This is a genomic window from Pseudovibrio sp. M1P-2-3, from assembly GCF_031501865.1.
GTDB classification, from domain to species: domain Bacteria; phylum Pseudomonadota; class Alphaproteobacteria; order Rhizobiales; family Stappiaceae; genus Pseudovibrio; species Pseudovibrio corallicola.
Map to the genome: position 1 here is coordinate 1042809 of NZ_JARRCW010000001.1, position 15138 is coordinate 1057946.

Below are 15138 nucleotides of genomic sequence, written 5' to 3' on the forward strand. Positions count from 1 at the left end.
TAAAGAAGATAGAGTGTGCGGAATGCATGCCAATGAGCGCTGAGCGCCGAAACGTGGAAGAACTGGTGTCCGGTGACGTAGAAACTGGGTCGCGGCTCTGAAAAAAACCGCTTCAGTGAGATCTGGAGTGGTCCATTGACATTGCAGCTTCCCATTATATTTTGGCTCTATGGGATCTGATGTTGAAATCATCGTTGGGGGAAATCTGCGAATCGCCAACGGTAAACGCCGTGAATTCATAGAGCGCTCACACAAGGCGGTGCAACACGCGCGAGCTCACAGCGCGTGTATAGATTTTTCTGTCTCCGCAGATCCCGTTGACCCCAACCGTGTCAACATATTCGAGGCTTGGACCTCTGAGGAAGCGCTTCAAAAATTTCGAGGCGAAGGCCCCGACGACGGGCTGTTTGAGCTGGTTGAAAGCGCGGCGGTCTCAGAGTACCGCGTTTCAAAATAGGGCGTGCACTCTGGTATTGTCTGTCAGCTCGGGCAGGAGCCGCCATACTCTCAAATCTCAATAAGTGGGTGAACCTTGATAGTCTTGGGCAAAACACTGCGAATATTATGCAAGGCGCCAATAAACAGTATGCCTGTTTCATCGGGTTCAAGCGTGGCATCGATGCGCTGGCTTATATAAAGGTCGCGCTTTTCCATCAGCTCGCGTGCTTTCTGGCTCACCTCAAGGCTCCCAAGATCACCCGAGGCGACCAGCGCATGTTCTGCCCGCAGCAGCTCCGGATCTTCCGTACCTTCTACTTTTGCGCCGCGCTGTATCAGGTCTTGAAGGATTCGGAAGTTGTTGCTGCCTGTCTTGGCGATATCGGCAATAATCTTCGTCTCCTGTCCGCAAAGCGGCAACCCGTCCTGATAAAGGCGCACACGGGCATAGTTCAACTCCAGCCCGTTAATTTCCTGCTCAATGCACTCCCAGAACGCGGCAACAGCCCTCCGGCTTTCCTCCCAGGCTTTCTCTCCAAATTTTTCCAGATAGACTTGCTTCATGCTCTCCGCCTGCGAGCCCATATCAGCACTATCATGGACAATGGGCACATAGATGAGCTGGCGGACACTCTCTCGAGTTTCGGGGGCATTTTTCATTTGTTTTGCGGTGTCGGTCATCATTTAAAACCCTTTTCCGCATTTCCCGAAGTGTCTCTTTAGTAAGGAATATCGTTTTTTGGTAAAGAGACGCAGGTTCAGTAAAATGGTGTGGGCTTACCGAACTCGATCAGGCGAGACGCGCTTTAAAGCGGATTGCGGTTAGAACATATTAAATTGAATTGCCCCATTTACCAAACACTGCTTCAAATTAAGGTAACTATGTACTGGGACTGTTGTAGCTGTCAAAACTCCGCCATCGCGGTCTTGTTGGTTAATGGAGCTTGCAAGCTGCGGGCAGCTAACGACTTTTCTAAAAGCTTTGACAGCTCTCACCGTGTCATGCCGGACAAGCGAAGCGCTGATCCGGTATCCAGATAGGAAACCCGCCAAGGGAAAAGGCTGGGATATGCTGTAAACCTGTACCTCTGGGTTCTCATCACCCAATAAAAAAGGCGCCCCCAAGGAGCGCCTTTCTTAAAATTACCAGTAGCTTCCGGCTTATTTCGCAGCCATTGCTTTTTGCAGGTTCTCGTCGACTTTGTCGAGGAAGCCTGTTGTGGTCAGCCACTTCTGGTCCGGGCCAACGAGCAGTGCCAGATCTTTGGTCATGAAGCCGCTTTCAACGGTCTCGATGCACACGCGCTCAAGGGTTTCAGCGAAGTCTTTCAGAGCAGCGTTGTCGTCCAGTTTGGCGCGGTGAGCAAGGCCACGGGTCCATGCAAAGATAGAAGCGATGGAGTTTGTGGAGGTCTCTTCACCTTTTTCATGCTGGCGGAAGTGACGGGTCACTGTGCCGTGTGCAGCTTCTGCTTCAACTGTTCTGCCGTCTGGTGACATGAGAACTGATGTCATCAGGCCAAGGGAACCGAAGCCCTGTGCAACGGTGTCGGACTGTACGTCGCCGTCGTAGTTCTTACAGGCCCAAACGTAACCACCGGACCATTTCATGGATGCAGCAACCATGTCGTCGATCAAGCGGTGTTCGTAGAAGATGTTTTCTGCTTCGAACTTTTCTTTGAATTCTGCTTCATAGATCTCTTGGAAGAGGTCTTTAAAGCGGCCATCATAGGCCTTCAAGATTGTGTTCTTGGTGGACAGGTAACAAGGAACCTTACGGCCCAGAGCGTAGTTCATGGAGGCACGGGCAAAATCACGGATGGAGTCATCCAGATTGTACATTGCCATGGCGATACCGGAGGAAGGAGCGTCGAAAACTTCGTGCTCGATCTCGGTGCCGTCGTCACCAACGAACTTGACTGTCAGCTTGCCTTTACCTGGGAATTTGAAGTCTGTTGCGCGGTACTGGTCACCAAATGCGTGACGGCCAACGATGATTGGCTGTGTCCAGCCCGGAACCAAACGAGGAACGTTTTCCATGATGATTGGCTCACGGAAGATAACACCGCCGAGGATGTTACGGATGGTGCCGTTTGGCGAGCGGTACATGCGCTTCAAGCCAAATTCTTCAACGCGGGCTTCATCTGGAGTGATGGTCGCACACTTAACACCAACACCGTATTCTTTGATGGCGTTTGCAGCATCAACGGTGATCTGGTCGTCGGTCTTATCGCGAGCTTCAATACCCAGATCGTAGTACTTGAGATCAATGTCCAAGTATGGGTGGATCAGCTTGTCTTTGATGAACTGCCAGATAATGCGGGTCATTTCATCGCCGTCGAGTTCGACGACTGGGTTGGCCACTTTAATTTTTGCCATTGTGCAAACCTCGTTTGTCAATATGCGTCAGGGTCGGCTGTCTCAAGCCGAAAGTCGAGAGTTGTATACACATGTGCGCAATCAAGCGCTAGTGGGAATCTCGAGATTAAACAGAAGTGCTATAACAGAAGAACGTATGAGGGCATAGGTGAAGGCCACGGGGGTACTTTTTATTTTTTCCAGAGGCGTTTAAAAACTGTAAGTTGTGCAGCGATATTATGAGTATTGGGTGCACAAGAGGGCAAACTGCACACCCGTTTTTGTGAGCATCAACAATACTTTACTCTGCTTAGCGGTTTACCGCCCGCGCCGCCAGTGCAATGGCAATGTAACTCCAGCCGTTAAACATAATGGAAATGCCCGCCACCAGCCCCAGCGCCCATGTGGCGGAGTAGGGGAGTTCGAAGAAGATGCAAAGACCCGCAATAATGGAGATAAAGCCGGAGGCCAGAATCCAGCCCCATCCATCGTGGGGTCTGATTTTAAAGGCGAGCAGCAGCTGGGAAATGCCTTGGGCAATGAAGGCCGCACATAGAATAATGGTGAGGAAGGCAACGCCCGCCGCCGGTTGATAGGCGATAAAGCCGCCTGCCAGAACGGCGATGAGGCCGGTGATCAGCTGCCACAAGAACCCGCTCCACGCCTTGATTGAGAATGCATGGACAATCTGCACGGCTCCCACAAAGATCAGGGCAAAGGCAATCACCAGTGTAACGGCAATGGAAGAGGCCGCAGGCATGGCGATGACAACAAACCCGCCAATGAGAAGCAGGATGCCCAAGGTTAAGAAGCGCTTCCACTTATCGCGGACGAGGGCTGATATTTTCTCGGTATTTCCGGTTCCGCTACTGGTGTGTGTCATGCTGGTCTCGCAGGGAGGTTGCTTGGCTGTGAAGAAGGATAGCACTCAAACTTGAGGATAGCGTGAAGGTCCCTGACAAAACATCCAAGGATCTTGTTGGCTGTATCTTGGCATTTGCAGTTTCCCGAGAAAAACTGGGGGACACGCACACACGACTGGAAATTGTCGTTTTGATCGGATATTGGAGCTGCCATGTCAGAACAAGAAGCACTTCCCCAAACCGCCCTGCCGCCCGCCGTCATCTTGTGCGAGCCTCAGCTGGGCGAGAACATTGGCATGGTTGCCCGTGCCATGGCCAATTTCGGCCTGAGCGATCTTCGGATTATTAATCCGCGCGATGGCTGGCCCAGTGAAAAGGCCCAGTCTGCCGCCAGTCGCGCTTTTCACGTGATCGAGAACACAAGGGTGTTCGACACGGTGGAAGAAGCCCTTCAGGATTTGAAGCTGGTCTTCGCCACCACGGCGCGTGTACGAGATGTTCCAAAGCCCGTTGTGGGGCCGGATGAGGCAGCCAAGGAAAGTGTGGCGCGCGGCATGCTGCAAAATGCCACCGGTTATATGTTTGGCCGGGAACGGTGGGGGCTGAATAACGATGAAGTCGCCCTTGCCGACAAGATTGTCACTTTGCCTGTAGACCCAACCTATGCATCCTTGAATATTGCACAGGCAGTGCTGGTGTGTGCCTACGAGTGGCGCCGTGTGGCAACCGCCGGACAACTTCCGTTTTCGCTGGAAGATTACGGCGCGGAGCCTGCAAGCAAAGACGATGTGTTCCGCATGTTCGAGCATCTGGAAGGAGCGCTGGACACGCGCGGCTTTTTCCGGCCCGTTGAAAAGCGTCAGACCACCGTTCGGCGCATCCGCAATATTTTCCAAAAGGCGAATTTGACCGATAATGAAGTGCGTACGCTGCGCGGTATTATCGCTAGTTTCGACAAGTATGGAATGAAGGGGCGGGACTCCTAGGGCAACTTGTCGAAAAGTAGACACTATTTTTATATAGTGCTGTGAGCTTATTTGGGGCAAATACTGTGGGAACTGAGGTGATGGGCAACCCTGTACAGCTTTACGGGCCGGTACTCGTGTTTGATAGTGGGATTGGCGGCCTGTCTGTGCTTCGGCAAATCCGCAGATTGATGCCGGATCTGGATGCGGTTTATCTGGCAGATGATGCGGCTTTTCCCTATGGAGCTTGGGAAGAGCAGGCACTGGTCCGCCATATTGTTAAAACTATGGAAGAGGCTATCAATACGTGGCAGCCGCGGGCGGTGGTTATTGCCTGTAATACGGCCTCAACGCTTGTCCTGCCAGCGCTCAGAGAGCATTTCGACCTGCCGTTTATCGGAACGGTTCCGGCCATTAAACCTGCTGCACAACAGACAAGTTCAGGGCTGGTTTCCGTTCTGGCAACACCTGGAACAGTGGCGCGAGATTATACGCAGGAGCTGATAAACCAGTTTGCCGAGGGCGTGGATGTGAAGCTTGTGGGAGCTGTCTCGCTCGCCCAGCTGGCAGAGCATAAACTGGAGGGAGAGGCAGTAGATCTGTCTCTCTTGCAAGAAGAGGTTCTCCCCTGTTTCGTCTCTAAGGGGTCAGGGAAAACTGATACCGTTGTTTTAGGGTGTACCCACTATCCGTTTTTATTGGATGAGTTGAAGAAGGTTGCACCGTGGCCTGTGAACTGGATTGATCCGGCGCCCGCAATCGCCCGCCAGCTAGCTAAAATACTGGGCGTTAAGGTGCAGGCCGATCCCCCAAGAGATGAGCATGCGTTATCCGCCAGTAATCACAGGCTTTTCTATACGTCTTCCCAAGATGTGACGGAAAGAAAAAAGGAGGACCTACTGAGAGCAATCCATGGTTGCTAAGAGTTTTTGCAACTAATTCAAGGGTGATATGCCCAGAGATATAGTGAATATTATGTGGCATTTGGACCTAGTTTTCAAGATTGCAACCTAGGCTCCCTTAAGACCTCTGTGCTATAGGAAATATCCAGAACTACCAAATTAAGACAAAGGAATACGGTGGTGCTGGATACAATTATTGGCGAACTAAATCATTATTTTTGGGGATACATTCTGCTCTACGGGCTGCTGGGCGTAGGAATTTTCTACACGCTGCGCCTCGGTTTTCTGCAGGTCAGATACTTTGGTCATTTTTTCAAAGTTCTTTTCAGTTCCACCAAGGAAGATAAGGAAGGTATCAGCTCGTTTCAGGCTTTGTGTACCAGTCTGGCCTCCCGTGTCGGCACTGGCAATATCGCCGGTGTGGCTGTCGCCTTGAATTTAGGTGGGCCGGGCGCGATTTTCTGGATGTGGGTTGTTGCATTCCTAGGTATGGCAACAGCTTACGCAGAAAGTACATTGGCGCAGCTATATAAAATACACGACGACAAAGGCCAGTTCCGAGGCGGTCCTGCTAACTACATCAAAGCAGGGCTTAAAATGCCGTTTCTTGCTCACCTCTTTGCAATTTCTCTGATCCTTTGCTTTGGCCTGATTTTCTCGGCAGTACAGTCAAATTCCATCGCGGTTGCTTTGCAGGCAGCCTTTACAATCCCGCCGTGGGCGACAGGAGCTATTCTTGTTGCTGTTTCAGGTCTGGTTATTTTTGGCGGTATTCGAAAGATTGCCCATGTGGCGGAGTGGATCGTTCCCTTCATGGCCACAGCCTATGTCTTGATCGCCTTGTATGTGATTCTTGTAAATATCACCGAAGTCCCTGCAATCTTTGGTGAGATTTTCGGCCATGCGTTTGGATTTGAATCTGCAGCAGGCGGTGCTACTGGTGGTGTAATGGCGGCAATGATGAATGGTGTCCGCCGTGGTCTCTTCTCTAATGAGGCGGGTATGGGGTCTGCGCCAAATATCGCCGCCTGTGCGTCTCCTGACCCTCATCACCCTTCCAGTCAGGGGTTCGTGCAAGCTTTTGGTGTATTTATTGATACGATTGTTATCTGTACGGCAACTGCGCTGATTATCATGCTGTCAGGTGTCTATGAATTTCATGGGATGTTGACAGGTACCGCCCTGACGGAGGCGGCGGTAGATGTGCATATTGGCGATTTGGGTAGCTACTTTATTGCTCTGGCAGTGCTGTTTTTCGCCTTCACGTCCATCATCGGAAACTACTCCTATGCAGAAAATGCTATGATGTTTCTAGAGCATGGCTGGAAACCGGGTATTCTTTTGCTACGCATTGGTGCTCTTGCCATGGTATTTTGGGGAACCTTGCAAGCTGTAAGCACGGTCTTCAATCTGGCCGATGCAGCCATGGGCTTCATGGCGACTATCAACCTGTTTGCAATCCTGCTTCTCTCTCCAAAGGTGAGCTACTTGACCAAAGACTATCTCTCGCAGCTCAATGCCGGGAAGGTGCCTCATTTCGATATTGCCGAGCACAAGGAACTGACGGGCGATGTGGCAGAGGGCATCTGGACAGAAAAAAGGAATACAATCTAGCCGCTGGGCAATGCGTCCTCATAAAAATAAAAAGCCACTCATCCGTGGCTTTTTTTGCCCTGAGTTTCGATGGATTGCAAAGTACAGGCCCATACCTTCTTCTTGGAACAAAGCCATCGGTTAAGTGTGGGCATGGTTAATAAAGTTCTTCTAAGTAAAGTCACGAGAACGGCGAAACGTCGGGGATGGCACCTCAAACCAGTTGAAGAGGTGATGGGCTCTATGTTCGACCGATTCTTTGGTGGCATTTTCAGAACTGACGGACAGAGTTTTGTCATTCCCAGTGAGGGAACCAGCAAGCAGTTTCGCGGTCGTTTTTTGTTGGGCTCTCATGAGTGGAACGAACGCAAGCTTGTTCAGAACTATATGCCACGGGAGGCCAAGGTGCTTGAGCTTGGTGGCGGGCTCGGCGTAGTGTCGTGTTTCGTCAACAGGCGTCTTTCCAATCCTAAAAATCATGTTGTAGTCGAACCAGATCCTCGGTCCCTCGCAGCTTTGAAACAAAACAGGATACGGAACAAGGCAGAATTTCATATTGCCTATGGTGTCATTAGCCGGCACAAAGAGGCCCCGTTTTTCCTTTTTCCAACGTCTTGTGGTAGCTCCTCTCGGCCCAAACCCAGAACCCGCAAAACCGTTGTGCCCGGCTTGCGAATCGATGCCTTACAAAAGCAGTACTCCATCACCTTCGATACCTTCATTATTGATATAGAGGGAGCGGAACTGGTGCTGGTCCGGCAAAATCGCCAGTGGTTCAAAAGGGTGAACCTCGTGATTATGGAGGTGCATCCAGACAGGCTTTCCAGTGAGAAGCTGGAGAAACTGCGGGAGTTACTGATTGGCTGCGGGTTAAACCTCACTAAAGCCGTCTTCGAAGTGGAGGTCTGGCAACGCCGGTAACACGCAAGCAGCTTATGTTCTTGAGGCAAAGATTCCTAGTTGCTGCCTGTGAACCTATATTGACTTGGGAACCCTTTCCCACTAAGCATTCGGCTGTCTTGGCGGTTCCATTTTGGTACCGCCTTGATTTTTACGCACCCGCGGGGTCCGGCAGGCGCTGTTTGTCAAGATCTCTGTCAGTCTCAAGTCTATTTGGCTTGGAGGAAAAGGAGGGCGCGTTTCCTTGTTAAAATTTTAAAAGCAACGCAAAGGAAACTGCGATGTCTAAGCGCCAGAGCGCCAAGTACAAAATTGACCGCCGGATGGGCGAAAACATCTGGGGTCGCCCAAAAAGCCCTGCGAACCGTCGTGAATATGGCCCAGGCCAGCACGGTCAGCGTCGTAAGGGTAAGCTTTCTGACTTTGGTGTGCAGCTGCGCGCTAAACAGAAGCTGAAGGGTTACTACGGCAACATCTCCGAGAAGAAATTCCGTAAAGTGTTTGAAGAAGCAACCCGTCAGCGCGGTGATACTTCTGAAAACCTGATCGGTCTTTTGGAGTGCCGTCTGGACGCGGTTGTTTACCGTGCCAAGTTTGTACCAACTGTTTTTGCTGCTCGTCAGTTCATCAACCACGGTCACGTGAATGTGAACGGACGCCGCGTTAACGTCGGCTCTTACGTAGTTAAGCCGGGCGACGTTGTAGAAGTTCGCGAAAAGTCCAAGCAGCTGGCAATCGTTCTGGAAGCCGTTCAGCTCGCTGAGCGTGATGTGCCGGACTACATTGATGCAGACGCTAACAAGCTGACAGCAACATTTGTTCGCGTACCAAGCTTCTCTGACGTACCTTATCCGGTACAGATGGAACCAAATCTGGTGGTGGAATACTACTCCCGCTAATTTGGAAAAGCCTCTGTGCTTTTGGATTGGCCGCTCTTTATGGGCGGCCTTTTTCCGTTTAATAAGACCGTATCCTCAACAGGCCGCACAGCGCCATTGCTATTTTGAGCTGAAACCATGACAGAACTGACGCAGCAACTCCCAATCGAAGCCACCGCGGAAAAGGTCAGTGACCCTGATTGCCATCCCCTGTTTCGACAGGTGCCTGCCTCTGTGGAGTTCAAAAAACTGCGCAAACGCCTGCTGCGGGAGACCCGTCAGGCGATCACTGATTACGCCATGGTGGGGGAGGACGCTGCAAAAACCAAGCCAAAGTGGCTTGTGTGCTTGTCCGGTGGTAAGGACAGTTTTACCCTTCTGGCTGTTCTCATGGACCTGAAGTGGCGCGGTCTGCTGCCCGTTGACTTGATTGCCTGTAATCTGGACCAGTCCCAGCCCGGCTTCCCTCAGCACATACTGCCAGAGTTTTTCGAGCGGTTCGAAATTCCCAACATCATCGTGCGCGAGAACACCTACGGCATCGTTACCGACAAGATTGCCGAGAACAAAACCTATTGTTCCCTGTGCTCCCGCCTGCGCCGTGGTATCCTTTACCGCATCGCCCGGGAGCAGGGCTGTGAGGCAATTGTTCTGGGGCACCACCGCGATGATGCGCTGGAAACGTTCTTTATGAACTTCTTTCACGGTGGCCGCATGGCTTCCATGCCGCCAAAGCTGGTGAATGATGAAGGCGACTTAATGGTGCTGCGTCCGCTCTCCTATTCCTGCGAAGCGGATATCGAGAAATTCTCTACCGCAATGGAGTTCCCCATCATTCCTTGTAACCTGTGCGGCTCTCAAGATGGACTGCAGCGGGTGCAGGTGAAAAAGATGTTGCAGCAGTGGGAAAAAGAAACGCCGGGCCGCCTAGGAATCATGGCCCGTGCTTTGGCACATGTGCGCCCGTCTCATCTGCATGATTCTAACCTGTTCGACTTTGCAAACCTGCGTCCGGCCACTGGAAAAAATGATGAGGCCGGTGAAGCCGAGGAGCCTTGTGCAGCATCTTTGGCCATGACAGCAAACCTATTTGATGTATAGGCTCTGATTTTTCTAAGTGGTTAAGAAATAATAACAAGTAACTAATCAGGTAGTCCGCGCTTCTCTGTTTAAAAGAGGTGTTCTATGAGTATCTGATACTTGGATTTTATCGGCCTCTCCGCCATCTTATTTTCTATGAGTAGGCGTTGGCGAGAGAGGCTGGGTTCTTTAAAGGGCTGGCAGCTGTTCCGTTCTGGGACAGTGCTTGGGCTGCTGCTTGCCTTGAGCTCTTGCGACAATGTCAGCCCGTCTCTGCTGGACTTGCTTCCCAGCTCCTCAGTCAGAAATGACTATCCCAACGGGTACATTGTAGGGCGTAATTTGAACCGCGTTCACTGGGCTGGGCGCAGCTTTCGGGGGCAGACGCTCAAGAACCTCAGTTTCCTGAATGCGGACCTTTCTGGTACTGATTTTACCGATGCAATCATCAGTAATGTAGATTTCACACTGGCGGATCTGAACAGGGCAAGCTTTCGAGGTGCGAAGCTGCGTAATGTGACCTTTTATGGTGCCCGCTTGCGGGGCGTGGACTTTATAGACGCCAAATTGGTCATTGTGATGCTGGATGCTGCCGATGTGCGTGGCACCTGTTTTGACAGGGCAAAGCTACAAGATGTCTACTTTGAAGGAGCACGGCTTACCGGCGGCGTTTATCCGGAAGAATATTCGCCCGATATCTGGCCGCGCTCATTCTATGCTTTGCTTGAGCAAGGCGCTTGTCCGGGCTTTAAAGATCCGGTGCAGGCGCTTTTTGGACAAAAGCAGAAGGAAATCTGGGTTTCCCCTCATACTGGTCCGAGCCACAAACACCGTGGGGGCTATAAAATCGCTCCTAAGGACGAGCCCAGAACCCACGAGAGCAACCGATAAGTCTTAGAGTTCCTTTGAATGCCGATTGCTTTAGCTCGAGCGGTCTCCGGCTTTGACCTTCTCGTATTGCGTGGCAAAGCGCTCCACCATGAATGTCATTAGGCTGCGCACACGGGTCAGTTGGTGGCGTGTTGGCGGGCTCACAAGCCAAAGAGGGGTGGTCTGGGCCCAGTTTCCCAGAACTTCGCGCAATCGTCCTTCCTGAAGGGCCTTGTCTACGTAAAGGTCGGAAAGGCGTGCGACACCAAGGCCGGAAAGGGCGGCCTGCATCATCACGCGACCATTGGCAATGCGAAACCCGTTTCCTGCCTGTACCGTTATATCCTTGCCTTTGGCAGCAAAGCTCCACTCGCTCACGCTGCCACTAATCAGTGCTGCTTGCTTGAGGTCGTTGGGGTGCTCAATATGTGGCGCTTCCTCCAGATAGGGCATGCTTGCCACATAGCGGGTGGTGATTGTGTGGAGCCTGCGGGCAATAAGGGTACTGTCTTCCAAGTCTCCCATGCGCAGCACAAGGTCATAATTGCTCTCCAAAAGGTCCTCACGAATAGAGGAGAAATCAAACTCCACTTCAATTGCCGGATTTATACGCTGGAACTCGATGGCAAGGGGGGCCACAACTTCTTCCCCTAAAAGGCCGCCAACGGAATTCAGGCGAACGGTTCCTGCCAGTGCATCTGTTGCCTGTGAGGCCAGATCGCTAGCATCTTTTAGGATTTTTACACCCGCTTTGCACTGCTCCAGATACTGGGCACCAACATCACTTAGCCGCAGTTTTCGAGTAGTGCGGTAAAAGAGCTGGACCCCTAAAAGTAGCTCGAGCTGGGTGACTTGCTGGCTTAAGCTTGCCTTGGAGAGGCCAAGAGCCTCCCCCGCTTCTGTAAAGCTTCCATATTCCGCCACCGCCATAAATGAGCGCAGTCCATTCCAATAGATATTGTTCATTTTATTCAAACAGTTTTTTTAAATTACCCATATTTATCAAATTATCAGCTTCTATAGGATGTGCTCAACTACTTTGTGAAGGCTCGTACCTTCAAATTTTAAAAAGGCAGAAAAAATGACGAAACCTCTCATTGTTGTAACAGGCGCAAGTTCTGGTATTGGCGCAGCTGTTGCCAAATCCTTCAGCGATGCAGGTCATCCTCTCCTTCTTCTGGCACGGCGTCTGGACCGTTTGGAAGCGCTTAACCTCCCCAACACCATTTGCAAGCAAGTGGACATGACCAATCGTTCGCAAATTCTGGAAGCGGTTGAGGAAGCGGAGCAGCAGTATGGTCCGGTAGATGGCTTTGTAAACAACGCTGGCTGCATGCTTCTGGGTGAAGTTGCCACCCAAAACCCTGAGGAGTGGGACCAGATGGTGGATGTGAACGTAAAAGGCGTTCTTAACGGCATCCATGCGGTTCTGGCTGGAATGATTGAGAGAAACAGCGGTTCCATCATCAATGTCAGCTCTCTTGCGGGCCGAAAAACGTTCCCATTCCACGCCGCCTATTGCGGAACAAAGTTCGCCGTTCATGCCATTAGCGAGAACTTGAGGGAAGAAGTGTGTGGACACAATGTTCGCCTGATCACAATCGCGCCGGGTGCTGTTGAGACAGAACTTCTCTCCCATACAACTTCAGAGGAAATCAAGGATACCTATGAAGGCTGGAAAAAGGACATGGATGGCGCACTGCGGGCTGAGGACGTGGCAAATGCGGTTATCTATGCCTATCAGCAACCTCAAAACGTAAATGTACGCGAGATCGTTCTGGCTGCAACGAAACAGACCGGCTAAATTTAAGCACATCCGGCCTCGGTGGCCGGAATACCCGTGAAAAAACAAGGATATCACCCCGCACTTGATGCGGGGTTCAGTTCCATCTGAGTTAGCAAGCGATTTCCTATAGGCTCCCAATAATGCAGTTTGGGACGAGACGTTTTTTTGAAATAGCCCACTGCTTTTACCGGTTGTTTGGGCGCGTATCTTTAACTGGAAAGCCGCGTGTTTTCATCTCCCGTTTGTTTGGGAAAAATGCTCTAACTGAGCATGGCTACAGGGCGGCACCAGCCAGCTGATGCGCCTTTTATCTTGACCGGAAAGCACATGAGCGTGAAACCGGTAGAAGGAAGACTTTCTAGGTTGCCCAGCTTTTCCATATGACAGTAACCGCGCACCATGCTTGCTCGGTGTCCTTCCCATATAAGGTCCGCATTGCCAGTTTCAGCAACCTTTTGGGCCGTGTAAATGAAAGGCGCATCCCAGCTCCATGCGTCCGTTCCGGTCACGCGCACACCGCGTTCGGTCAAGTAAAGCGTTGCCTCGCGTCCCATGCCGCACCCTTTTGAAACATACTCCGGCTTGCCGTAGCTTGCAGATGCTGCAGTGTTTACCAGAACAATATCACCCGGCTCCAAAGTGTGTTCTATACGCTCAAGCTCGGCCTCAACTTCTGCCGCCGTGACCACATGCCCGTCCGCCAATGCCCTGAAGTCCAATTTAACGCCGGACCCCATGCACCACTCAAGGGGAACTTCATCAATGGTGATTGCCCGCTCTCCCTCATCCATTGTCGAATGGTAATGGTAGGGGGCATCTATGTGGGTGCCGTTGTGGGTGCTTAAGGTAACTTCCTCAACAGCCCAGCCTTCACCTCCGGGCAGTTGATCGCGAGAGACTCCGGGAAAGAACTGGAGCATACGCTCTGTTGTGTCATTGTGGGCGTGATATTCAATTTTTGGCGCAAGTCCGGGTGGATCAGCGTACTGGGTATTTTCCAAAGGGCGGGCAAGGTCAATAAGCTTCATTGTTGTACCTCCTCAGGCGGGGCCGACAAAAGACAGCTTTATGGTAGTGCTTGCCCTATTCAAATGCAAAGGTAACGGTTTAAGAGGGGGCGCTATTTGAGCGGCTCGGGGATAATGGCTTTGATCCCCCCATAATCGCGACAAATATCGGAGGAACTGCGCCAGTGGTCACCGGTAAATATGCGAAGCTTTTGGCAATCTACTGTCCGCGTAAAAGAGGGGGCAGCCAGAAAACCAATGGAACCTGCACCCAATAGCGCCAGCAATAAAAACAGCCCAGCCCGTTGCACCATTGCCCATTCTCCCTTTAACCCTGACAGGACGTTAAGTTATCAAGCTGTATCTGGGCTGAACTGCGTGTTTAAGTTCCGTTCATACACACAGTAGGTGAGGACTTCTCATCCGACTTTTTCACTATGTTTGCCTGTGAGACAGAGAGAACCACAGGGTTTGACCAAGGCTAGTCAAAATGCTGAGAGGGCCGATATACCATATGAGTATATTCACGAGTGGGGCTGCACTCGCTGGGCAAGCGGCATTTTCACCTGAGCATAGAAAAAAGAAATGGGCGGTTACATAAAAGAAAAAGAAAGAGACTAACCCACCTGCCAGTCCTGCAGCTTTATGGCCTGATAGCTTTCTTATAAGCAGGAGGCATGCAAACACGATGAACTGAAGGGCAAGCGCGCACAGGGCAAAGACGATGATGAGAACTACGAATATAGTTGGCATTGGGACCGTCTTCCTGTTTTTCAATAAAAAAGCGGCCAAAAGGGCCGCTTCCAAAATACCAGTTTGAAGAAATCAGGCTTGCAAAGTTGTTGCAATGCCCTTGTCTTCAAATACGGCTTTAAGTTCTTGAGCTTGAAACATCTCGCGCAGAATGTCACAACCGCCGACGAATTCGCCTTTAACGTAAAGCTGTGGAATGGTTGGCCAGCTGCTGTAGTCCTTGATGCCCTGACGCAGCGCATCATCTTCCAGAACGTTATGAGCAACGTATTTTACGCCAGTGTATTCCATGATCTGAACGACCTGACCGGAAAAACCGCACTGCGGAAACGAAGGTGTACCTTTCAAGAAAAGTACCACGTCGTTGTTTTCTACTTCGTTCTTGATCCAGCTTTGGATATCACTCATTTAATATAGTCCTTCTTCGCTCTATCAGGGTCAAGGCCTGATGACCGGTAAATAAAATCGGCGGTTTTTACCAGCAGTATTGCTGGTGATTATTCTGGAGCCGATGTTTGCAGGGCGAGAGCATGCAACTCGCCGCCCATACGTCCCTTGAGGGCTTTGTAAACCATTTGGTGCTGCTGTACACGGGATTTTCCTGTAAATTCCTTGGAAATTACAACTGCCGCGTAATGGTCGCCATCTCCAGCAAGATCGCGGATTTCAACATGCGCGTCCGGCAAAGCTTCCTTGATCAGCAACTGGATTTCGCCAGCGTCCATAGCCATAAGCGGCCTCCTTA

17 protein-coding genes are annotated in these 15138 nt (G+C 51.2%); 9 read left to right on the plus strand and 8 right to left on the minus strand.

Features of this window, described 5'->3' with window-relative positions; all coding sequences use genetic code 11:
* The first annotated feature begins 169 nt into the window (after positions 1-169).
* Positions 170-457, plus strand: coding sequence for a putative quinol monooxygenase (locus tag P6574_RS04745; protein ID WP_310619239.1), 288 nt, complete (start codon positions 170-172; stop codon positions 455-457).
* A gap of 50 nt (positions 458-507) precedes the next feature.
* Here P6574_RS04745 and P6574_RS04750 read toward each other — a convergent pair whose 3' ends face one another.
* From P6574_RS04750 to P6574_RS04760, 3 genes are all read right to left on the minus strand, one after another.
* Positions 508-1098, minus strand: coding sequence for a hypothetical protein (locus tag P6574_RS04750; protein ID WP_310619240.1), 591 nt, complete (start codon positions 1096-1098; stop codon positions 508-510).
* A 501-nt stretch (positions 1099-1599) separates the two neighbouring features.
* Complete coding sequence (locus P6574_RS04755) at positions 1600-2817, minus strand: NADP-dependent isocitrate dehydrogenase (RefSeq protein ID WP_310619241.1); 1218 nt, start codon at positions 2815-2817, stop codon at positions 1600-1602.
* 289 nt (positions 2818-3106) lie between these two features.
* Entirely contained in the window at positions 3107-3679 is a 573-nt protein-coding gene (locus P6574_RS04760) for an HdeD family acid-resistance protein (RefSeq protein WP_310619242.1), read from the minus strand.
* A 192-nt stretch (positions 3680-3871) separates the two neighbouring features.
* Here P6574_RS04760 and P6574_RS04765 point away from each other — a divergent pair, with 192 nt between their 5' ends.
* The 7 genes from P6574_RS04765 (at position 3872) to P6574_RS04795 (ending at position 10868) form a co-directional block, all read left to right on the plus strand.
* Positions 3872-4645: an RNA methyltransferase gene (locus tag P6574_RS04765; protein ID WP_310619243.1), complete on the plus strand. Its 774-nt coding sequence runs from the start codon at positions 3872-3874 to the stop codon at positions 4643-4645.
* A gap of 80 nt (positions 4646-4725) precedes the next feature.
* On the plus strand, positions 4726-5547 hold the full coding sequence (gene murI / locus P6574_RS04770; protein ID WP_310619244.1) for a glutamate racemase: 822 nt from the start codon (positions 4726-4728) through the stop codon (positions 5545-5547).
* Positions 5548-5709: 162 nt separating this feature from the next.
* Complete coding sequence (locus tag P6574_RS04775; protein WP_310622104.1) at positions 5710-7140, plus strand: alanine/glycine:cation symporter family protein; 1431 nt, start codon at positions 5710-5712, stop codon at positions 7138-7140.
* Between the two features lie 69 nt (positions 7141-7209).
* Entirely contained in the window at positions 7210-8040 is an 831-nt protein-coding gene (locus tag P6574_RS04780; RefSeq protein WP_310619245.1) for an FkbM family methyltransferase, read from the plus strand.
* A 260-nt stretch (positions 8041-8300) separates the two neighbouring features.
* Positions 8301-8918: a 30S ribosomal protein S4 gene (gene rpsD / locus P6574_RS04785; RefSeq protein WP_310619246.1), complete on the plus strand. Its 618-nt coding sequence runs from the start codon at positions 8301-8303 to the stop codon at positions 8916-8918.
* 117 nt (positions 8919-9035) lie between these two features.
* Positions 9036-9998, plus strand: coding sequence for a tRNA 2-thiocytidine(32) synthetase TtcA (gene ttcA / locus P6574_RS04790; RefSeq protein ID WP_310619247.1), 963 nt, complete (start codon positions 9036-9038; stop codon positions 9996-9998).
* Between the two features lie 135 nt (positions 9999-10133).
* Positions 10134-10868 (plus strand): pentapeptide repeat-containing protein, encoded by a 735-nt coding sequence (locus P6574_RS04795; RefSeq protein ID WP_310619248.1) that lies wholly within the window; start codon positions 10134-10136, stop codon positions 10866-10868.
* 30 nt (positions 10869-10898) lie between these two features.
* Here P6574_RS04795 and P6574_RS04800 read toward each other — a convergent pair whose 3' ends face one another.
* Positions 10899-11813 carry a LysR family transcriptional regulator gene (locus tag P6574_RS04800; RefSeq protein ID WP_310619249.1) on the minus strand — a complete coding sequence of 305 codons (915 nt, stop codon included), beginning with the start codon at positions 11811-11813 and terminating at the stop codon, positions 10899-10901.
* Between the two features lie 115 nt (positions 11814-11928).
* On the opposite strand from P6574_RS04800, the gene P6574_RS04805 reads away from it, so the two are divergent.
* The gene (locus P6574_RS04805) at positions 11929-12651 is read left to right on the plus strand and encodes an SDR family oxidoreductase (RefSeq protein ID WP_310619250.1); all 723 of its coding nucleotides are present in this window, start codon (positions 11929-11931) and stop codon (positions 12649-12651) included.
* A 242-nt stretch (positions 12652-12893) separates the two neighbouring features.
* Here P6574_RS04805 and P6574_RS04810 read toward each other — a convergent pair whose 3' ends face one another.
* The 4 genes from P6574_RS04810 to P6574_RS04825 form a co-directional block, all read right to left on the minus strand.
* Positions 12894-13661 carry a cyclase family protein gene (locus tag P6574_RS04810; protein ID WP_310619251.1) on the minus strand — a complete coding sequence of 256 codons (768 nt, stop codon included), beginning with the start codon at positions 13659-13661 and terminating at the stop codon, positions 12894-12896.
* A gap of 92 nt (positions 13662-13753) precedes the next feature.
* A complete protein-coding gene (locus P6574_RS04815) occupies positions 13754-13954 on the minus strand; it encodes a hypothetical protein (RefSeq protein WP_310619252.1) in 201 nt (66 codons plus the stop codon).
* Positions 13955-14465: 511 nt separating this feature from the next.
* Positions 14466-14801, minus strand: a complete 336-nt coding sequence (grxD, locus tag P6574_RS04820; protein WP_310619253.1) for a Grx4 family monothiol glutaredoxin — start codon at positions 14799-14801, stop codon at positions 14466-14468.
* Between the two features lie 89 nt (positions 14802-14890).
* A complete protein-coding gene (locus P6574_RS04825; RefSeq protein ID WP_310619254.1) occupies positions 14891-15124 on the minus strand; it encodes a BolA family protein in 234 nt (77 codons plus the stop codon).
* Positions 15125-15138: the final 14 nt, after the last annotated feature.